The organism is Allomuricauda sp. ARW1Y1 (genome assembly GCF_013407935.1).
Classification (GTDB): domain Bacteria; phylum Bacteroidota; class Bacteroidia; order Flavobacteriales; family Flavobacteriaceae; genus Flagellimonas.
Genome location: NZ_JACBZU010000001.1, coordinates 57857 through 79405, shown reverse-complemented (window position 1 = coordinate 79405; position 21549 = coordinate 57857). Strand labels below are relative to the sequence as shown.

At 44.3% G+C, this 21549-nt stretch carries 11 protein-coding genes; 4 read left to right on the top strand and 7 right to left on the bottom strand.

The window, feature by feature from the left end; translation table 11 throughout:
* Window positions 1–16: 16 nt before the first annotated feature.
* From GGE08_RS00325 to GGE08_RS16155, 7 genes are all read right to left on the bottom strand, one after another.
* Window positions 17–1351 (bottom strand): vanadium-dependent haloperoxidase, encoded by a 1335-nt coding sequence (locus GGE08_RS00325; protein WP_179382930.1) that lies wholly within the window; start codon window positions 1349–1351, stop codon window positions 17–19.
* A gap of 10 nt (window positions 1352–1361) precedes the next feature.
* A complete protein-coding gene (locus tag GGE08_RS00320) occupies window positions 1362–4601 on the bottom strand; it encodes a VCBS repeat-containing protein (protein ID WP_179382929.1) in 3240 nt (1079 codons plus the stop codon).
* Complete coding sequence (locus tag GGE08_RS00315; protein ID WP_179382928.1) at window positions 4594–7941, bottom strand: CRTAC1 family protein; 3348 nt, start codon at window positions 7939–7941, stop codon at window positions 4594–4596. Before GGE08_RS00315 ends, GGE08_RS00320 begins: the two co-directional genes overlap by 8 nt.
* The gene (locus tag GGE08_RS00310) at window positions 7938–11249 is read right to left on the bottom strand and encodes a VCBS repeat-containing protein (RefSeq protein WP_306456966.1); all 3312 of its coding nucleotides are present in this window, start codon (window positions 11247–11249) and stop codon (window positions 7938–7940) included. The genes GGE08_RS00315 and GGE08_RS00310 overlap by 4 nt, the downstream gene beginning before the upstream one ends.
* A 162-nt stretch (window positions 11250–11411) precedes the next feature.
* Window positions 11412–13043 (bottom strand): RagB/SusD family nutrient uptake outer membrane protein, encoded by a 1632-nt coding sequence (locus tag GGE08_RS00305; protein WP_179382927.1) that lies wholly within the window; start codon window positions 13041–13043, stop codon window positions 11412–11414.
* Window positions 13044–13056: 13 nt separating this feature from the next.
* Window positions 13057–15468, bottom strand: a complete 2412-nt coding sequence (locus GGE08_RS00300; RefSeq protein ID WP_306456965.1) for a SusC/RagA family TonB-linked outer membrane protein — start codon at window positions 15466–15468, stop codon at window positions 13057–13059.
* Window positions 15404–16141 carry a carboxypeptidase-like regulatory domain-containing protein gene (locus tag GGE08_RS16155; protein WP_306456964.1) on the bottom strand — a complete coding sequence of 246 codons (738 nt, stop codon included), beginning with the start codon at window positions 16139–16141 and terminating at the stop codon, window positions 15404–15406. Before GGE08_RS16155 ends, GGE08_RS00300 begins: the two co-directional genes overlap by 65 nt.
* Window positions 16142–16516: 375 nt before the next feature.
* Here GGE08_RS16155 and GGE08_RS00295 point away from each other — a divergent pair, with 375 nt between their 5' ends.
* The 4 genes from GGE08_RS00295 to GGE08_RS00280 all read left to right on the top strand — a co-directional run bounded on the left by GGE08_RS00295 (window position 16517) and on the right by GGE08_RS00280 (window position 21547).
* Window positions 16517–17536 carry a LacI family DNA-binding transcriptional regulator gene (locus tag GGE08_RS00295; RefSeq protein ID WP_179382926.1) on the top strand — a complete coding sequence of 340 codons (1020 nt, stop codon included), beginning with the start codon at window positions 16517–16519 and terminating at the stop codon, window positions 17534–17536.
* A gap of 25 nt (window positions 17537–17561) precedes the next feature.
* Window positions 17562–19430: an alpha-amylase family glycosyl hydrolase gene (locus GGE08_RS00290; RefSeq protein ID WP_179382925.1), complete on the top strand. Its 1869-nt coding sequence runs from the start codon at window positions 17562–17564 to the stop codon at window positions 19428–19430.
* A gap of 102 nt (window positions 19431–19532) precedes the next feature.
* Window positions 19533–20282, top strand: coding sequence for a glycerophosphodiester phosphodiesterase (locus GGE08_RS00285; RefSeq protein ID WP_257023918.1), 750 nt, complete (start codon window positions 19533–19535; stop codon window positions 20280–20282).
* Window positions 20282–21547 (top strand): NAD(P)/FAD-dependent oxidoreductase, encoded by a 1266-nt coding sequence (locus tag GGE08_RS00280; protein WP_179382924.1) that lies wholly within the window; start codon window positions 20282–20284, stop codon window positions 21545–21547. Before GGE08_RS00285 ends, GGE08_RS00280 begins: the two co-directional genes overlap by 1 nt.
* Window positions 21548–21549 lie beyond the last annotated feature (2 nt).

The window sequence follows — 21549 nt, the reverse complement described above, 5'->3', positions numbered from 1 at the left end:
GGAGCAAAAATACGGATTAGCCTTTTGTCATGTCCAATTTATCGACCACAAATTTCCCTAGGTCCCTACCTTGCTTTATCCCAACATCGATAGCCGCCCTATAATGGATACCACCGTACATTCGGCTCAATGCTGCCTCGTCGGATGCTTGGTTAAACGAGGAAAAAGAACGTACCGGAAGGCCGTAGGCTACTTCTGTATCATCATCAAAGGCAAAGTTATCGCCAAAAATACTGGTCAGCGCAATAGCCGCAGCTCCGGAGACTACACTATGCCCGCTTGTGTATTCTGGGAATGGCGGGGTTTGCAACACTGGCTCCCAACTGTCGTCGATGTACTCGTTGATGACGGTTTCCGGGCGGATGAGATTGCTTCGGTACTTTTCGTCCCAACAGCTGATAAAGGCATCGGCAATGGCAATGGAGGTCTTGGTATAGGCATAAAGGGTTTTGGCAAAATCGGAATTTGTTTTCCGGGATGCAATTTTGGTAATGCCGATCCAATGCGCTCCGGGGGTAATCTTTTTGGTGGCGAACATTAAATGTCCACGTGTTACGGAAACGTAGGGATTACAGTCCCAAAATTGCGCAATGGCAATCTCTTCTGATTTATCACCTTTACCGATCATGTTTTTGCGAACCTCGTAAACCTCCATCACTTCTTTGTAAAACTGTGAATCTTCTTCCATGGAAAACTCTGGTGGGGGTATGGGCTTGAATTGCTGAGCTGAATCGATGGCAAAAGGACGGATTTTTTCCCAGTGGGGCTCAATACCGTTCATATAGGCTGGGGGAGTGGGCTGCCAACGCGAAGGATCGTCCGAATTCACGGAGAACTTGGGCATGGTGCGGGTCTCCTTATAATTGTCCTTGTTCATCCATTCCCCTATAAAATCCGCCACTTCCAATCCATAAGCCTTGGAGGCATTAAACATGGGTTCATTTTTCTCCATCCAAATGGTGTACAAGCTGTCCCGGAAAGTCTCCATCCGCTCCTCCGAAAAAATGAGACGCTTGCTCAAATCCATGTGGGCCACCAAAGCGGCCATTTCAAAATTGATGTTTTCCTCATTTTTAGGCGCGGGAATGTTTCCTAAATCGGTTACTTGGCCCGCCAACGACTTGTATTTGTCATTTTTTAAGGCAACAATTTCGTAAGCGGCAATGTTGGGGTACGCAAAAATTCTGCTGGCTACGGGCGGGGAAAATATATCATGGATCATGATCTCAATGACCTTGTCCACCGAAGCGTGCAATTCCTCCGGAGAAATTTCAATGGGTTCCTCTTTTTTCTGGCAAGATGCCAAAACCAGCAAAATGGCTGTGATCAGTAGTATTCCTTTTTTTATCATGGCCTAACGATTACTTATTGATTTTATATACTTGTGCTGCATCATCATTGAAGACGGCCAACACATATTTTTGATTTTGTACTGTAAAAGTTTGTAGATGACGAACCGATTTTTTGGTAAAATCCAACCCAAGTTGGTTTCCTAAAACGATATCATCTTCATTTTTGATAAGGGCGCCCGGAAACGAGTCCAATCTGCCGTGGTAGGGCTTTACCCCAAAATAATTACCTCCCAAAAGTGCTTCCTTTTTGCCATCCCCATCGAAATCGTCCACTAGAATGGACATTATGGGAGATACCTGAAGCGCATTGTTGAACGGGACAAAGGTAAATGTGCCACCGTCGTTTCTGGCATAGCCCGATTGTAAGGTGTTTACTTCCAACAGCGTCGATGCATCCAAAGCATCTTCACCGAAAATTTCTTCGATGGTTTGTCCGGCGAAGGATTTGTAGGTGGTATATTTCTTTTTGAGATAGACCAATTGCGATGCCAGTCCGTCCAAGGTTTCCAAGGCATAATAGTTCCCGTTCTTTTCCATGGCTGTAATGGTCTCGGTCTGACCATTTTCATCAAAATCGTTGAAATAAAGCCTCATGGGGTGTTTTTTGGATGCCTTAAACTTGGAATTGGTGCCCCAGTTGCCCAAAAGGTAGTCCATGTCCCCGTCACCATCCATATCAAAGGGTTCAATGGTCTGCCAAAGTCCGGTCAAATCCAATTGTGCCACTTCGGTGAAAGTTCCGTTCTGGTATTTTAGGAATTTTGGGGCCATCCATTCCCCGACCAAAATAAGGTCGATGATGGAATCCCCATCAAAATCGCTCCAAATGGCGTCGGTAACCATCCCTTTGGCCAAGGATTCAAACTCTTTTCTGGCTTCAAACTTGCCTCCTTGGTTCTCGAGCAAAACCGATGTGGCCAGGGTTCCAAATTTACCGGTTAGCGTATGTCCACCAATAAACACGTCCAAATCACCATCATCATCAAAGTCGAAAGGTTTGACGACCGAGGAGTTTTGGTAGATTTCTGGTAGTGCTACGGCTTCGAATACAGTGTCCTTTTGTACGTAAAAAGCATCTAAAAGAGCCTCCGAAGTTCCATAAAAGTCACCGCCGCCGGAACTGGTGATAATATCATTCTTGCCGTCATTGTCAAAGTCTGCAATGCTCGCGGAAACTATCTCTTTGATGGAGTCTTTTTGAAGGCTAGCAAAACTTTTGGGCACAAAAATGGAATCCTGTTGCACAAAAAATCGGGAGGATATGTACTTGGACCCTCCAAAAAAGACATCTTCTTTTCCATCGCCTGTTAAATCCCCAATGGCAAGGGCGGGACCTCTATCGGAAATCTGATAGGGAATCAGTTTTTCACGGTTAAAATCGGTATAATTGTCCTCCACATGGGTAAAGTCCAAGCCCAATGTATTGTCCACGGGAGTAAACATCGGTTGTTTCTTTGCCCTAAGGCTACCATAATCAAACGGTTGGGTATTGGATGGCTTTATGGTCAATGTTTGGTTCAAGTTGACATTCGTCAGCACTTGATAGGTTTTATCGGGCCAAATAATTTTTAAGGAATCCAAAGGCTGGTCCGAGGCATATCCAAAATGAACCATAGGTTCGGAAGAGGCCTGAAACCCGCGAGTGGTAAACAGTTCCTTAAATTGAAGTCCTTCCTTGTTGTAAGCATACACCTTGGTGCCAATACCGAATCTATTATTCTTGGTATAGTCGAACTTTACCTTTAGGTAATTGCCTTTTCCGTTGGTTTTGTTGATGTAGAGCGATGCGGGATGGTCGATATTGTTGGTAACCAAATCCAAATCACCGTCACCATCCAAATCGCCCATTGCGGTGGCACAGGAAATCAGGGTATCCTTGGTCACCCATATTTCGGACATATCCTGAAATTGTAGGTCTTTGTTTCCCTTAAATACGTAGTTATGAACATTGCCCGAAGGCATCAGCTCCAGTGCTTTTTGGTCCACCAGTTTAGTATTGTCTATTTTTTGTTTGATTTGTTCTGTGGATACAAATTTGATAAAATCAAGGTCGTTCGGTCTTTTCGGAATCCCGTTGGAAATAAAAACGTCTTGTTGACCGTCCAGATCGTAATCACCAAAGAGGGCGCTCCAACTCCAATCCGTAGCAGCGATGCCGCTCATTAGGGCGGTTTCCATGAAGTTGCCATCGGGTTGGTTCACAAAAAGCATGTTGCGGGTAAACTGATAGTGGTACCCAAAACGGTCGATGCGCATTTTTTGGGTTTGGACATTGTCGTCCCCTTCCGATGATTTTAACGCCACTTCGTCTTCGGGAAGCATATCCAAGGAAAGAAAATCAGGGCGGCCATCGTTGTTGATGTCGGCCACGTCGTTCCCCATGGAAAATCGGGAGGTATGTCCAAAATATTTTTTAAGGCTTTCGGTAAAGGTTCCGTCGCCATTGTTGAGGTAATAGTAATCGTCCTCGTGGAAGTCGTTGCCCACATAGATATCGGGGTAGCCATCTTGATTAAAATCGGCAATGGCCAATCCAAGTCCGTATCCGTTGATTCCACCGTAGATGCCGGCTTCTTCACTTACATCGGTAAACTTTCCGTTGTCGTTGCGGAGCAGTTTGTCCCCAGTTTCGTACCGACGTTCGTACCTCAGGTCAAAACGTCCAAAGGAGTTTTGGGTATGTACCGCATGGTTGAGAAGATAGAGGTCCAAATCGCCATCAAGGTCATAATCGAAAAAAGAGGCGTTGGAACTATACGAGTCGAAATCCAGCCCATATTGCGCGGCACTTTCGGTAAAGGTATTGTCTCCATTGTTGATGTACAGCTCGTTGAAGCCATTGAATCCATTAATGCCCACTACGGCACAAACGTAGATGTCCAATAAGCCATCCCCGTTAATGTCGGCCATGGTGGTGCCGGTATTCCAACTGCTATTGCCTTCTATTCCTGCGGAGGTCGAGATGTCCTCAAACTGTAGGTTTCCCTTGTTGAGGTACAATTTGTTCTTGACTTGGTTTCCACTGAAGAAGATGTCCGGCAAGCCATCATTGTTGATGTCGCCGATGGATACGCCTCCTCCGTTGTAGAAGTACAGGTAATCCAATATGCTCAAATCATCAGTAGGGGTGAGGGTATTCGTAAACTCAACTCCTGTTTTTTGGGGTTCGGGGTTTTCAAAAAGACTCCCTTCCCTTTTGCAGGAGACCGTACCAAGGGTAATCAACGCTATGATGAGAAACCTATTCATTGATGGCAAAAATCTTTGGTTTGTCATTGTTTACGGCCGCAATAACGTAAGTTTTTCCGTTTTTGTCCTTGAATTGCTTCAGGTATTTTACTTCATCCCGAACTTTGAATCCACTGGTTTCATAATCTTGCCATGTAAAGCCAAGCTGCCCATCGCCCAAAAGGAGATTGCCTTGGCTGGCATCCAATCGGGAAAATTGCGGTTTGAATTCGTAGTTGTTCCCGGCCATGATCAAATCCAAATTGCCATCGTTGTTGACATCGGTACAAGTGATATCACAAACGCAGGACAACTGTACCCGAGCGGGAAGATTTTTGATCATAAACTTACCGTTACCTTCATTTATGGCGATTACTGATGCTGAGGTTTCCGCTTTTTTCACTATCGATTTGGCCATTACCTCCTCCGGGAATAATTGGTGAATGGTCCGGTGGGCATAATCAGAAGCCTTGAGGTTTTGCTTTTTGAGGTTGGGTAATTGTTCGGTGAGTTCCCTTTTTTGGTGAATGGGATAATCCCCTCCATTTTCCTGAAGGGTCATAATCTGCTCTATGGTCCCGTTGTTGTCATAATCGTTGATGTAGAGTTTCATCGGGGCATATTCCGTGGGCTTGTAATGTAGGTTTAGACCTTGGTTGCCCAGAATCAAGTCCTGGTCGCCATCACCGTCCAAATCTGCAGTCTCTACAGTGTTCCACCATCCGTACAGGCTGTCCAGGGAGCTGTCCATTTTGGTCAATCTCCTCCCCGTGTTTTTATAGATTTTTGGGGTGTCCCATTCTGCGGTGACGATCAAATCTTTTTTACCGTCCCCGTCCATGTCCTGCCATTGGGAATCGGTCACCATTCCGGCATCTTTTAAATCGTACCCCAACCGTTCGGTAACATCGGTAAAGGTGCCATCACCCATATTTTCCAATAACAGGTGGTCTGGAGAGATTCCGTACACGCCAACTACGCTTCGGGAGCCTATAAATAGATCTATGTCACCGTCATCGTCATAGTCATGCGGTGCTATGGTCGCGATGTTTTTATAGGTGGATGGCAGTTCGTTCCCTGATTTTGAAAAGTTCCCATTGCCATCGTTGAGGTACAGTCGGGCAACGTATGTACGCTCCATGCCCACGTTGTTGCCTCCAGAGCCAACGATCAAATCGAGGTCCCCATCGCCATCAGCATCAAAAAACGCTGCGGCCACGTCCTCAAAATTCTTGTCCGCTTCGAAGGAAGCACTGTTTTTTGCAGATATTCTGCCATTACCTCGATGCAGGTATACGATTCCAGGCTGACCTTTGGCGCCTCCAATAAAGAAGTCTTCGTTGCCATCGCCGTCAACATCGGCAACCGCAAGGGAGGGTCCCTCTTGGGAAAGTTTGTGGGAAATCAATCCTTCGTAATCAAAATCATTGTAGCTATCCTCCTGATGTGCAGCCGCAAAATTGGCATCCATTTCCTTGAGATAGGATTTTTTCACCTCCTTTTTTGGAAGGACGTAGGTTTCGGTTGCATTGGCATGTTCTACATTCAGGACTTGATTGGCTTGTACGTTTTCAAATTTCTGGGTTCGTTCATCGGGCCAAACGATGCGAATGGAATCCAATTGGGCGGTTTTTCCCAGTCCAATGGTCATATCGTATTGGATGGAGGATTGAAATCCTCTTGAGGGAATCAATTCTTGGTTGACAATATTTCCATCGAAATAAAGCTTGGCCAAAGTGCCCACACCAAAAGGGTTGCCTTGGGGTCCTTTGAATTTGAGCTGTATGTAGTTATTGTTCAACTGGGACTCCGTATTGTTTTTATAAATGTAAGCGGGAGTGTTCACGTTATTGATGACTAGGTCCAAATCCCCATCATTGTCCAAATCGCCATAGGCGGCACCATTGGAGCGGGAGGGGAGCTCAAAACCCCATTCCTCATTTGCATTGGTAAAGGAAATATCGCCATTGTTCTTGTATGCATAGTTGGGCTGTGGCTTTATGGGCATTTTGTTGATGATGGAGTCTATGGACTCCTTTTTTCCGGTCAGTGCCATTTTTTGCACAATCTCGTTGGCGAAGAAATCCACAAAATCCAAATCCGTCAGGTCGTGGTTGATACCGTTGGTGATAAAAATGTCCTTAAGACCATCATTGTCCATATCGAACATAAGGCCGGCCCAGCTCCAATCGGTGGCGTGTATGCCGCTGTAGTAGGCAACTTCGGAAAAAGTGCCGTTGCCATTGTTGAGCTGTAAGGTATTTTGAATGTACTGTTGTCCGAAATCCTTATTCTGTTTCAGGTTAAATACGTTGTACCCTTCAAATTCCATCACTGATTTTACCCGATGCTCTTTCTCCGGAAGCATATCGGTGATAAAAATATCGTTATGTCCATCATTGTTGATGTCGGCCACGTCGATTCCCATGGCGGATAGGCTCAAATGGGAGGTCCAGTCGTTGATTTCCTCACTAAAAGTGCCATCCTTTTGGTTGATATAGAGGTAGTCTCTTTCATAAAAATCGTTGGATACGTAGATATCTGGGTAAAGGTCTCCATTAAAATCGGTGACCAAAACACCAAGACCAAATCCGATAAGACTTCCGTAGATGCCGGCTTCTTCGCTGACATCCACAAATTTACCGTCGTCATTGCGCAGCAACATATCGCCCACACCCTTAAAAATATCTGGAACACCTTCCCAGTCTTGCGCCCTTACGTCTCGTTGTTCCGCATAACCAAGGCTGCTAACGGGGATGTTGCTGTTGTTGAGGATATAGGCGTCCAAATCGCCATCCTTGTCATAATCAAAAAAGGAGGCATGTGTGGTAAAGCCTGTTTTGGCCAAGTTGTATTCTTCTGCTTTTTCGGTAAAGGTCAAATCCCCATTGTTGATGTAGAGGTCGTTATCGTGGTTATTGCCTTCCATGTTTCCGGCATTACAGACATAGATGTCCAGAAGGCCATCGTGGTTGATGTCCACCATAACCACCCCAGTGGACCAAGGTTTGTTCCCCAGTACCCCGGCCTGCTCGGAAATATCCTCGAATTTCATGTTGCCCTTGTTGAGATAAAGTCTGTTGGGTTCCATGTTTCCGGTAAGGTAAATATCCTGAAGCCCGTCGTTGTTAACATCGCCGATGGCCACGCCTCCACCATTGTAAAAGTTTCGGTATTTGAAAATGTTGAAATCCTTTCTGTTCTCTACTTTGTTGATGAAGGTAACGCCACTTTCCTCAGGTGAGAGCAACGTGAAAAGGGTCTCTTTTTTCGCTTCTTGTGCGGTTTGGTCTTCTTTTTTGCTGTTGCAGGCAGATAGACCTAGTAGTACAAGGGATAGGGTGATATATTTCAGTTTCATCTAACGTTCTTTTTTTTAACCAAAAAAATGGGAGCAGCATTGTTCATCGTAATGATGAATTCTTCGTTCCCATTGTTGTTTATTTTTGCAATTTTTCTGGCTGCACCGGAAATGCCCAGACTACGCTCCCAGCTAATGTTGCCACTGTCGTCATTCTGCAACAAAAATCCGTGTGAAGCATCCAATCTACCAAGTTGAGTGCTTATCTCAAAATTATTGCCCACCATTAATATTTCATTAATCTTTCCTTGATCGTTTTTTACTAACTGTATATCGTTTACCGAAGATGACTGTACCAAATGGGGCAATGTTCTTAGGGTAAAGTTGTTATTGCCATCATTCTCAAAATAGGAGGTGCTTAGCAGATATACTTTTCTTTGGATAGCTTCATTCAATTTGTCTTTTCCAAAGAGTTCATCCAAGGATGCTTTGGCAAAGTCTTCGTAAAACAGGAATTTTTTGTTCAAAAAGGGCATTTGTTTGGCCAACTCATCCTTTGAGGCAAAGGCAGTCTCCCGGTCCCCATGAAAATGGGTCACAACAGTCTCAATAGACCCATTGTCATCAAAATCGTTGATGTACAAAGTGATTGGTTTTTCAACGGAAGCGTCAAATTTGGTGTTTAGGCCCCAGTTTCCGGCCAGTATGTCCAGATCGCCATCGTTGTCAAAATCTGCAAGCTCTAGTGTGTTCCACCAACCATGGGTGTTGTCGAGTCCATTATTTTTTTGGAGGGATAGTGTTTTGCCATCGTTCAAAAAGATGGAGATAGGATTCCAGTGCCCTGCGGCAATAAGATCTACATAGCCATTTCCGTCCAAATCTTGCCAAACAAAGTCTTTAATGTTGCCTAAATTTTGCAATTGTGGAGCAAATGAAGCGGTGATGTTTTGGAATTTGCCCTTACCGTCATTTTGGAGAAGGTATTGTTGGCTTTTCTCCCCAAATTTGGTCGAAACCGCATTGGATGAAATCATGAGGTCCATGTCGCCATCATTGTCTATATCTACAGCATCTACCTTAGCGGCGTTGATTTCTATTTGATGGAAGGCGTTGTTGTCTTTCTCCAGTATCCCTTCATTGTTGCGATACAATCTCGGCTGTAATGGGTTGCCGCTTGTAAACTCGTTTCCGCCGCTTACCACCACAATATCGAGGTCCATATCGTTGTCTACGTCCACAAATACTTGGTCAACGTCCTCTGCTATGGCATCTTCTTCGAAGAGTTCTGGTTGATGGTCGTTGTAGTTTCCCTGTTGATCTTGAAGATAGAGTTTGGAACCCTGTTTTTTGCCTCCAGAAATAAAGACGTCGTCCAATCCGTCATTATTGATATCGGCTACGCTTACCGAAGGTCCCTCATTTGAATGGGCAAATGGAACCAATGGATTCCGATCAAAGTCCAAGGTGGGGTATTCCTTGTGCACAAAATTGAGGTTGCGTGAGGACGGATTATAATGTAGTTGCTCTTTTTTAAAGGGTTTTTCATAATAACTGCCACTGGCATTGGAATGGTCAACTTTTAAAAGTTGATTGGCTTTTACGTTTTTCAGCGTTTCAAACTTTCCTGATGGCCAAACCACATGGAGCGAATCAATTATGGAATCGTTGCCAACACCAAAGGTTAAGGTATTGTCCTTGGCGGACATAAAGCCGCGTGTGGGGATGTTTTCTTGAACCGATACTCCCTGCTGTCGAAACATAATAACCTTGGTGCCTATACCAAAGGTATTTTTTTCACTTCCTTTAAAGGCCATTTTGATGAAATTCCCCTCGCTTAGGGTGTTTTCCATCACAAAGGCTTCTTGGTTGACATTGTTCACTACAATATCAAGGTCCCCATCATTGTCCAGATCAGTATATACGCATCCATTGCTGTAGGAATCTATCTGAGGCCCCCACGTTTTGGTGACATTATTGAAATGAGCCCCGCCGTTGTTTTTATAAAAATAGTTCTGCACTTTCTTTTTGGGCAACCGGTCAATCAGTTCCATGTCCTTGTCCGATAGCCCTGTTTCAATGTTTCGTTGGATTTCTTCATTGGATATATAGTTGATATAATCCATGTTATTGGTTACCCCCTGTATGCCATTGGAAATGAATAGGTCCTTGAACCCGTCGTTGTCGTAATCGGCAAATAGGGCGCCCCAGGACCATTCCGTGGCATCGATACCGCTCAGGTTGGCAATTTCCCCAAAATTTTCCCCATCCAGATTCAAGTGAAGGGTGTTTTGCATGTACTGGGGAGCGAAACCATTCTTTAGGAACTGCTGATACACTGGATAGGCGTATTCCAACCCAGATGTTTTATAGGTTTCCAGGTCTTCGGGAAGCATATCCAACGAAAGAATGTCGGAAAGGCCATCGTTGTTGATATCGGCAATATCGTTCCCCATGGAAAAGTGGGTGGTATGTCCTAGCTTCTGGTCGTTCTCGGAGATGATTTCCCTAAAGGTGCCATCCTTTTGGTTGATGTAGAGGTAGTCATTTTCAAAAAAGTCGTTACCAATATAAATGTCGGGATAACCGTCATTGTTGATGTCGCTTATGGCAAGCCCAAGTCCATACCCGATGGTTCCTTGAAAGATACCGGCTTTCTTGGATACGTCGATAAAAGCTCCATTTTGGTTTTCAAAAAGGATATCGCCCGACATGGAATCGACGATTTTTCTTTTGGCCCCTTTTCCGTAGGAACGATTGGGGTTTACGGAGTGGTTAAGGAGGTACATGTCCAGATCACCGTCCAAGTCGTAATCGAAAAAGGCAGCTTGGGTAGCATAGCCTATAAAGTCCAGACCATATTTTTGGGCTTCTTCCTTAAATGTTGGGATACCTTTTGCGTTGTTCCCTTGATTGATGTAGAGTAGGTTTTGCCCACGAATAATGCCATGATCTCCGACCTTGCAAACGTAAATATCCAGCAGACCATCATTGTTGACATCGGCATGGGTTACCCCAGTGGTCCATCCATCATTATTCATTAGGTTGGATTCCTTGGTAACATCCTTGAACTTAAAATTACCTTGATTGAGGTATAGTTTGTCTTCCCCTTGATTGGAGGTGAAGTATAGGTCGGGCAGTCCATCGCTATTGAAATCTCCAGAAGCGACCCCAGCGCCATTGTAAAAATAAAGGTAGTTAAGAATATTAAGTTCAGGAGTTTGTTTTAGGCTATTGCTGAAAGTGATACCTGTTTGCTTGGCTTCTTTCAGCACAAAGAGAGTCTCCTGTTGTTGGGAACCGCAGCTTATTAAGGTCGTCAAGACTCCAAAAAGTATCCAGAACTGTCCTTTCATTTCTTTCTTCAATAGCAGGGGGTAATATAAATAATTACTTTGCATGGCGGACATCAAATACACTAATGTTTTTCTAAGAAAGAATTAATAATTGACTAATGATGTACAATGCAAAAAGAAAAGACCACCAATCGGTGGTCTCTTCCTATATTAAACAGCTTAAACTTTGAATTACTAGTATCCTGGGTTCTGCACCAAGTTAGGATTAAGAATAAGTTGTGCAGATGGAATTGGGAACAATTGGCGATTTGGGTTGCCCACAGCGTCAGCTTCTTTGAAGTCCCAATCTTTGGTGTACTGCCCAAAGCGAATCAAATCGTTTCTTCTCCAACCTTCAGTGTACAGCTCACGAGCTCTTTCATCCAAAAGATCTTGCTCTGTAACTGTTCCAAGAGGAGCAGCTCCCCTAAGGGTTCTCAACTCATTGATCATAGCGGTTGGGTCACCACCACTTCTCATCATAGCTTCTGCTTTCATCAAATACGCATCTGAATATCTGAAGAAGATGATATGGTTAGCGAAAGCACCATCCCTTGGGTTGTACTTGATTACACGGATACCCGTTACTTCGTTGTTGTCAACCAAGCTTGGTTGTCCGTCTACAGCACTAAAGAAATCTCTGGTGAAGCTCAATGGGCTGCCATTTCTATCTTCTAGGGCTGCACCGTTTGGACCATATTGTTGTCCAATCAAGAATCCGAATCCAACGTTGGAACCGTCAACGATGCCATCGCTGTTTTCGTCAGTACCGTAAGATCCATCAAAGGCAATTCCGCTTGGAGGAACAAATCCTCTACGGGTTTCTTGACCATCTTGCAAGGTGCCATCGTTAAGGCCTCTGTTGCTGTTGGCATCTCCTTCGAACAAGTCGTAAAACTCTGCCAAGGTGCTGAATCCATTCCAACCACCACCACCTAACTCGGTAGAGTTATAGTGCAAAGTGTTGAAAATTCTGGCACCTGCGGAAGCCTGTACGTAAAAAATAGTTTCAGTGTCACCTCCTGGTACAAAGATGTCGAAGTAATTGTCAGCCAACTCATAGCCATCGCTTTCAATACCATCTACTAAAGAGATGATTTCTGTCATATCAGCCGAATCAGGAGTTCCTGATCCATTGTAGATATGTCTGTTCAAAAGTACTTTTGCTTTTAAGTATCTAGCGGCAGCCTTGGTAGCTCTTGAATTGTCGTCACCAGCAGATGATGTTGGCAGATTGGAGATAGCAGTATCCAAATCACTCAAAATAAAGGATACAGCGTCCTCACCAGTCAAAACATCTGGATCTCCCAATGGGTCTGCAGATTCAGTGTCCCTGTAAGGTACTTGTCCAAAGTTGTCCAAGATAATGAACATGGACAGTCCTCTGATGAAGGCAGCATGACCAACCGCTTCGGTTGAGGAAGCTGATCTAGAATCCAAAACTTCGCTGGCCTGCAATTGCAATCCGTTCCATTCGTTCCAAACACCTAAAATATATTGGTGCTCGGGAGTCCAGGAATGCTGGTGCAATTGTCTCCAAATTCCATTATCACCCCAATCGGAACCTCTGGTGGGTACCAAAAGGGCGTCTGTGGTTACTTCATTCAATGCATACAGGTTAGCCTGCGTGCCAAAATAGCCATACAAATCGTTGTACATTGCAGTCACCTGGCTGGATGCGGCCTCAGCGGTTTCAATTCCCGTGAAACCCTCCGCCAGTAATGAATCAGTTGGCTCTACTTCCAAATCGGTACAGGAAGTCAGCATGACACCTGCTAGCAAGGGAAGTGCCAAATATCTGTTCGTTTGTTTTAAAATATTTCTCATTGCTCTTTTTTTTTTAAAATTTAGCGTTGATTCCCAAAGTTACTGTTCTTGGTCGTGGGAACGCAGTGTAATCTATACTTGCACTGGGGATACCAGTACCGAAGTCTCCTGTGTTGGAGGATACTTCTGGATCCAATCCGCTATAATCGGTAATCAAAAACAAGTTTTGTCCGGTTAGTGACAATCTTAGGCTTTTCAAGGCTCCTTCTCCGCTCAATGGTACATTGTATCCGATGTTGGCGTTCTGCAATCTCACAAAATCACCTTTTTCCAAATACAGGGTAGATACTTCTTGGCTTACATTAACTTCCAAGCCTCTTGGGTCAACGTTTCTTGTAGTTTCAAACGTTGGTCTGTTCAAGAAGGCGTTGGCAGTGTTGTTATATACTGAGAATCCAAACTGACCTGTGAAGAAAGCTGAAGCATCCCAGTTTTTAACCCTAAGGTTTAGGGATAGACCAGCGTTTACATCAGGAAGACCATCTTCGCCCACGAAATCTTTTTGATCAGGGTTGAAGTTTGGATTTCCACTGCTGTCTTCAGAATACTCGGCCATGTAGAAGGAGAACAAAGATCTACCTTCTCCCAAACGCTGAGCGAATGCATCTGTAAGACCAGGTCCATTCAATGCACCGAAGTTAGCAGTAATACCATTCAAACCTTCCACGGTGTTCTTGTTGTAAGCTACGTTGAAGGAAGTGGAGAATGTTACATCCTGTGTTTGAACGAAGTCATAGTTCAACGCGACTTCAACACCTTGGTTGATTACTGTACCATTTTCAAGGTTTTTGAACACGAATGGGTCGGCAGCAGGGGCTGCAGCACCTTGTCTGAACAATAGGTCTCTTGTTTCTTTACGGTACAAGTCAACAGATCCGCTGAATCTATCCATGTTTATACCGAAATCCAAACCAACGTTCAGATCCAAAGTAGACTCCCATTTCAAATCTGGGTTTTGTACAGCTACGGTCTGTGCACCTGGCCTAATGATGTCACCACTGTCAGTGATACCAGGTCCTCCAAAACGTACCCTTCTTAAGAAGTTGGCATAACCCAAACCTTCTTGGTTACCGGTGATACCAGCACCCAATCTCAATTTCAAGGTGGAGAAAGCGTCACCGATAAAGTCTTCCTCGTTCAATTTCCAGGCAAAAGCACCGGATGGGAAGTAACCATATTGATTGTTTCCACCAAATCTTGAAGAACCATCAGCTCTTATGGTAGCCGTAAATAAGAATTTGTCCATCAAGCTATAATTCGCCCTTGCAAAATAAGATTGCAATTCGTCTGTATTATCGAAAGTGTCAATCCAAACAGAGGTGTAGTTACCGGAAGTAATATCCAAGGTTGCTGTATCCTCAAAAGGATTGATACTGTTTACGAAAGTACCGTTAGGAGCAAACCCAGCTTGCTGGTATGGTCCAGTGATGCTGTTACGGATGCTGTTCACATCGTCGACCAAAAGCTCACCCATAGCATTCAAGTCTTGGGTAGGGGCTCGCCATCCTTGAGAGTTGAATCCTCTTCTGCGGAAATCCTGGAAAGAATAACCTACGATAACATCCAAAGAAGAATTATCGAAATCCTTTTTGTAGTTAAGGGTAGCTTCCAACAGTTGGCTGGTAGCGTTCAAGTTGTTGAAGGCGGTTTGACCATTTCCAGTAACACGGTTAAAGTTGTTGGCTCTTGCGGAAATGGAAGTAATCGCATCTGCATCCGAATCATCGTAACCTACACTTACCTTGGCAGTCAACTCGTCCAGAATATCATATTCTGCAGAAACGTTGATCAATGCACGGTTGGTGTTGGTTACAGATTGCCAGCTAGCCAAGTAGTTGGCTGGGTTCAACTGGTTACCTTCCAAAAAGAAATCTGGACTTGAAGGCCAAGTTGGGTTAGCCGAGTAGGCAGCACCAATCAAGTTACCACTAGCTCCAGAACCACCACTAATAGGTGGAGCATCATCGTTCACACGGGAAAGCGAAGCTTGAAGGGTCAAACGCAACTTATCGTCCAAGAATCTTTGGCTTGCATTGATTCTTCCTGTGATACGCTCTTGCGCAGATTTTTCAATCACACCAAATTGCTTACTGTAAGAGAAAGTAGCTCTTACGTTACCGCTACCATAGTTTCTGGAATAAGAAAGGTTTTGGTTTTGTGAAGCAACAGTTCTTGTGATGATATCTTGCCAATCTGTATCGAAACCGAAATCAGCAGCGTCGGCAATTTCCTGACTTCTTTCAGTAGCAGTGGCAGACAAGAACTCATCTCTATTGAACAAGTCATACTCATTGGCAGGTGTGGAAATACTCAAGTTGGAGTTGAATTCCCAAACGCCGCCTGAACCAGCTCTACCACTTTTAGTGGTAATGATTACAACACCGTTTGCACCACGGGAACCGTAAAATGGCCGTAGCGGAAGCATCCTTCAAAATGGACATGCTCTCGATATCGTTCGGGTTGATAAAGTTCAATGGGTTTCTTGTAGCGTTGCTACCGTTGATTACGTCACCACCGGAAGGAGTTGTTGACTCCCCTGAAAGTGGAATACCGTCCACTACGAAAAGCGGATTATTGTTGGAACGAATGGAGTTGGAACCCCTAATCCTAAGATTAACCCCGGCACCAGGTTCACCACTGGCCTGTGTAATCTGTACACCCGCGGTTTTACCTTGAATCAACTGTTCTGGGGATGCGATCACACCTCCGTTGAATTCTTCGGAAGTTACCGCAGCAACCGCACCGGTCGCATCCTTGACCGTGGTTTGGCCGTAACCAATGATTACCACTTCGTCCAAAGCTTGCGCATCTTCGGTCAAGGTCACATTAATGGTAGATTGACCATTTACGGCAATCTCTTGGGTTTGGAAACCAATGTAGCTAAACACTATCGTAGCATCCTCTCCCACATCGTTAAGGGTGTAATTACCGTCAAAATCGGTCTGCGTACCATTGGTAGTCCCTTTTACCAATACGCTTGCCCCTGGCAACGGTCCGTTTGCATCAGAAACGGTACCTGATACTGTTTGAGCCTTCACCAACCCAAAGCATAAAAATGCCCCGAGCATCAAAAAGCTTCGTAGTAGCGTAATCTTCATAAATAATTAGATTTAAGTTTAGTTAATTTTAATTCAAGTGTTAAACATATATAAAAAAAAGGTTAATGTAAATTTAAGCATATCGTAAAAGACAACGAAAACGGTTTCGTGTTCATAACTTTATAATGTGTTAAATCGACAAATTTAAATCAACCTGTTTGCTGCATTCCCAATTAAAGCAGTGGGGATTGTGAATATAGCAATATTGGCCCTAATATAACAATTTTATCCTTTGGTAAGGATTTTAAATGGAATTGGGGTCCTTATTGAATTGTGTCCATTGTGTTAAAAAAGTACCATTTCTGTACGCTCTTGAAGCATAAATGAGTAATTTTCACGCGCGGATTGTCAAGCTCCGTTTAAATAATTAGGTCATTGAAAGCAAAGATTACCCTTAAAGATATAGCCAGAGAACTCGAGGTGTCCATTTCCACGGTATCCAAAGCATTGAAGAACAGTGAGGAAATCAGCAGGGATACCAAGGAAAAGGTACAGGCCTTTGCCAAACTCTACAATTACAAGCCCAATAACATAGCCATAAGTCTTAAAAACAAGCGTACCAAAAACATTGGTGTGGTTATCCCCGATATTGTACATCATTTCTTTACCACAGTTATTCGTGGAATCGAAAAATACGCCAATGCACGGGGCTACAACGTGATTGTTTGTTTGTCCGAAGAATCTTTTGATAAGGAGGTCATCAATATGGAAATGTTGGCCAATGGCAGTATCGATGGCTTTATCATGTCGCTCTCTTCCCAAACACAGGAAAAAGGGGATTACAACCACTTAAAGGAAGTCACCGAGCAAGGTATTCCTGTGGTATTGTTTGATAGGATCACTCATGAAGTGGAATGTGATAAGGTGATTATCGACGATGAGCTAGGGGCTTACCAAGCCACCAACAAATTTATATCCCAAGGCAAAAAACGTATCGCCCTGATTACTACCGACGACTACTTGAGCGTAAGCAAGGCAAGGACCAAAGGCTATTGGAAGGCCTTGCAGGACAGTGAATTGGAGGCGGATGAATCCATGATCTTAAAAATGCCCTCCATGGAAATGGATGAACAGGCCATCAAAAACTTTTTAAATACCAAAAACCCGGATGCCGTGCTCTGTGTAAATGAAATATTTGCCGTGTACAGTATGCGATTGGTGCAGCAAAAAGGATTGCGTATTCCCGAGGATATCGCCTTTATCGGGTTTACCGATGGCGTTTTGTCCAAATATGCCAACCCCAGCCTCACCGTGGTGGCGCAGCATGGTGAAAAAATGGGAGAGGTTTCTGCCCAAATGTTGATCGATAAGGTAGAAAGCGAAGCGGAGGAAGAGACCTATCAGACCAAAATATTGGAACCCACATTGGTAATCCGTGATTCCATTGCACATTAAGTCGCATAACCTAGCTTCAGATGGTATGAATGCAAAACAGACCCTTATTTTTCTGACTATCCTGACCATCCTATCTGCGTGCAAAGAAGAACCCAGTCAAAAACCGACAGTCCCGACCATGAAGAAGAAAGAAGTAGTCTACCAAGTATTTACCCGATTGTTCGGCAATACCAATACGAATAACAAACCTTGGGGAACCATTGAAGAAAACGGTGTGGGCAAGTTTGCCGACTTTACCACCGAAGCCCTGACCGAAATAAAGGATTTGGGGATTACCCATATCTGGTATACCGGTGTGCCTCACCATGCTGTTATCCGTGATTATACTGCATACGGCATTTCCAATGATGATCCTGATGTTGTCAAGGGAAGGGCAGGATCCCCTTATGCGGTAAAAGATTATTATAATGTGAATCCCGATTTGGCTATTGATCCTTCAAAAAGACTGGAAGAGTTCAAGGCGCTGGTTCAGCGTACGCACAATGCGGGGATGAAAGTGATTATCGATATTGTGCCCAACCATGTAGCCAGAAACTACGAAGGGTTGACCAATCCCGAAGGTGTGGAAGATTTTGGGGCTTCGGACGATACCTCCAAAGCCTACGATAAAAACAACAATTTTTACTATATCCCCGGCGAAGCTTTCCAAGTGCCCGAATGGCAAGATGGGTACCTGCCATTGGGCGGTAATGCACATCGGTTGGCCGATGCCAAATTTGAAGAGGTTCCTGCCAAATGGACCGGAAATGGCTCGCGCTTGGCCCGGCCCCATTTTAATGATTGGTACGAAACTGTAAAAATCAATTATGGCGTACGTCCGGACGGAACCAAAGACTTTGAGGAACTGCCCGAAGAATACCGTCAAAAAGATTATAAGGAACATTACGAATTTTGGAAGGATAAGGCCCTGCCCGATTCGTGGTACAAGTTTAAGGACATCACCCAATATTGGTTGGACTTTGGTGTAGACGGGTTCCGGTTTGATATGGCCGAGATGGTACCCGTGGAATTTTGGAGCTATCTCAATTCCAATATCAAAATGAAAAATCCTGATGCCTTTCTCTTGGCCGAAGTCTACAATCCCCAATTGTACCGAGATTATATCCACAAGGGAAAAATGGATTATCTCTACGACAAGGTAGAACTGTACGATAGCATCAAACACATTATGAAAGGCTACGGTTGGACCGACCATATTCCCGTGGTCCAAAAAGGAATGGCAGACATAGAGCACCACATGCTCCATTTTCTGGAAAACCATGATGAGCAACGTATTGCAAGTCCTGAGTTTGCTGGAAATGCTCAATTGGGCAAACCTGCCATGGTGGTTTCCGCTACCATCAGTACATCTCCTACCATGATCTATTTTGGTCAGGAAGTGGGAGAGCCCGGGGCGGAAGATGCAGGTTTTGGAAAACCATCACGGACTTCGATATTCGATTATATTGGAGTGCCTCATCATCAACGTTGGGTTAATGATAAAAAGTTTGATGGTGGCCAATTATCCGAAGAAGAAAAGGATTTACGCGATTTTTATAAGCGACTCTTAAACTTCACCATCAATAGTGAAGCCTTGATGGGAGCGTATCAAGAAATCCATTTTTACAATAAGGACCACACCGAAGGCTATGATCACCGAGTGTTATCCTATGTGCGATGGACCGAAAATGAAAAGCTGATTGTCCTGTCCAATTTTGATGCAGAAAAAAGCTATTCCCTTGACCTGAAGGTGCCGGAAGACGTGATTGCGAAATGGAAGTTGACCGATGGAACGTATCCTTTAACAGAAATGCTGTATCAACAAACACAACCGCAATTGGAAGTGAAGAATGGTCAAGGTCAGGTTCAAGTGCAGCTCGAACCCTTGGAATCCTTTATTTTTCAGTTGCCTTGATACTATTCAAACAAATGATATGCATACGGCAATGTCATGGGCCCCAGTATCAACCAAATTTCCGAAGCAAATTGTATTTTTATCAACCAAAACGAACCAAAAATGAAGAAAACCTGTATTGCAGCTCTCGGAGCTATGTTGCTTTTAACCAGTTGTGAAATGAAGAAAAAACCATTGGTGATAGGTCACCGAGGAGCCATGGGGCATGAGACCGAGAATACATTGGCATCGGTACAAAAAGCCTTGGATTTGGGCGTGGATATGATCGAAATCGACGTCTTCAAAATAAGCAGTGGGGAAGTCGTTGTTTTTCACGATGAAAGAGTGGATAGACTTGCCAATGCCGGGGGCAATATCGAGGAATACAATATTGCCGATCTTCGACAGCTCATTTTGGATGGTGGACACAAGATTCCAATGTTACAGGAGGTTTTGAGATTGATCAATAACCAAGTAGTGCTGAATATCGAATTAAAAGGGGATGACACTGCCGACAAGGTGAACCATATCGTCAACTATTATATCGAAAAAGAGGGTTGGAGCCCGGAAAATTTTGTGATTTCCAGCTTCAAATGGGATGAGCTCCGTACGATGAGGGAAAAGAACAAAGACATTCAAATCGCGGTTTTGACCGAAGATGATCCTATGGAGGCGATGCAAGTCGCCAAGGAACTGAACGCCGTGGCCATAAATCCCTACTTTAAACAATTGACCCAAGAGAATACAGCGGCAATGCAAGCAGCGGGATACAAAGTGTATACTTGGACAGTAAACGAACCTGCTGACATCCAAAAAATGATGGAGTTCGGGGTGGACGGTATTATCACCAACTTCCCGGAACGAGTGAACTGATGTTCGATGTAATCATAGTAGGGGGCGGAGCAGCCGGATTTTATGCCGCAATTCACATTGCGGAACAGGCACCGAACCTGAACATTGCCATTTTTGAACGCGGTAAGACCGTGCTATCCAAGGTAAAAGTGTCAGGCGGCGGACGCTGCAACGTAACCCATGGTGAATTTTCTCCGAAAGAACTTACGGCCAACTATCCAAGGGGCGAAAAGGAGCTTCTAGGGCCCTTTCATACCTATGCTCCCATGGATGTTATGTCCTTTTTCGAGGAACGTGGCGTTCCGCTCAAGATCGAGGAAGATGGCCGAGTTTTTCCAAAAAGCGATTCTTCCCAAAGCATCATTGATTGTTTGGTGGGCCAAGCGGAACGTTTGGGGGTGCACATCCTCAAAAATAGTTCAGTAAAAGCCATTGCAAAGTTGGATGAGGGTTGGCAGGTCACGACGATGAACAAAATGTATTCTACCAAAAAATTACTATTGGCCACGGGGAGCAACCCTAAAATATGGAAGCTGCTGGAAGACTTGGGGCATCATATCGTGGCTCCCGTGCCTTCTTTGTTTACCTTCAATATCAATGATGAACGAATTAAAGGTATACAAGGATTGAGTACCTACGCAACAGTTGAGGTTTTGCCCAAAAAAACGTTCCATACCGATAGAAAATCGCTCAACCTCAAAAGCGTGGCTAGGGAGGATGCCGTATTGTATGCCGATGGTCCACTATTGATAACCCACTGGGGGATGAGCGGGCCAGCCATTTTAAAACTGTCGGCTTGGGGAGCCAATATCTTGAACGAGTATAACTACGCTTTTAGAATTCGGGTCAACTGGTTGCCCGATTACAGCACCGAATCCATGGAAGCGTATTTAAAGGAATTAAAAGGCGTAGAGGCCAAAAAGACCGTGATGCGAACCAACCTCACCGAGTTGCCCAAACGCTTGTGGCAACGTTTGGTAGCTGCCGCCCAAATTTCACCAGAGGAACGTTGGGGAGACATTACGAAGGTGCAGCTTCAGACCTTGGCAGAGCAATTGACTGCATCATCGTTCAAAGTGGAAGGAAAAAGCACCTTCAAAGAAGAGTTCGTGACCGCAGGCGGAGTCGATTTAAAAGAAATCAACTTTAAAACCTTTGAAAGCAAACTACATCCTAACCTCTATTTTGCAGGAGAAATCATCAATGTCGATGCCATAACTGGCGGTTTTAACTTTCAGAACGCATGGACGGGTGCCTACATCGCTGCACAAGGAATATCCTCATGAGA

Excerpts from the sequence above, each read along its gene's own strand:
- GGE08_RS00325 (WP_179382930.1), bottom strand. The coding sequence starts at position 1,351 with ATGATAAAAAAAGGAATACTACTGATCACAGCCATTTTGCTGGTTTTG.
- GGE08_RS00320 (WP_179382929.1), bottom strand. The coding sequence starts at position 4,601 with ATGAATAGGTTTCTCATCATAGCGTTGATTACCCTTGGTACGGTCTCC.
- GGE08_RS00315 (WP_179382928.1), bottom strand. The coding sequence starts at position 7,941 with ATGAAACTGAAATATATCACCCTATCCCTTGTACTACTAGGTCTATCT.
- GGE08_RS00305 (WP_179382927.1), bottom strand. The coding sequence starts at position 13,043 with ATGAGAAATATTTTAAAACAAACGAACAGATATTTGGCACTTCCCTTG.
- GGE08_RS00300 (WP_306456965.1), bottom strand. The coding sequence starts at position 15,468 with ATGCTTCCGCTACGGCCATTTTACGGTTCCCGTGGTGCAAACGGTGTT.
- GGE08_RS16155 (WP_306456964.1), bottom strand. The coding sequence starts at position 16,141 with ATGAAGATTACGCTACTACGAAGCTTTTTGATGCTCGGGGCATTTTTA.
- GGE08_RS00290 (WP_179382925.1), top strand. The coding sequence starts at position 17,562 with ATGAATGCAAAACAGACCCTTATTTTTCTGACTATCCTGACCATCCTA.
- GGE08_RS00285 (WP_257023918.1), top strand. The coding sequence starts at position 19,533 with ATGAAGAAAACCTGTATTGCAGCTCTCGGAGCTATGTTGCTTTTAACC.
- GGE08_RS00280 (WP_179382924.1), top strand. The coding sequence starts at position 20,282 with ATGTTCGATGTAATCATAGTAGGGGGCGGAGCAGCCGGATTTTATGCC.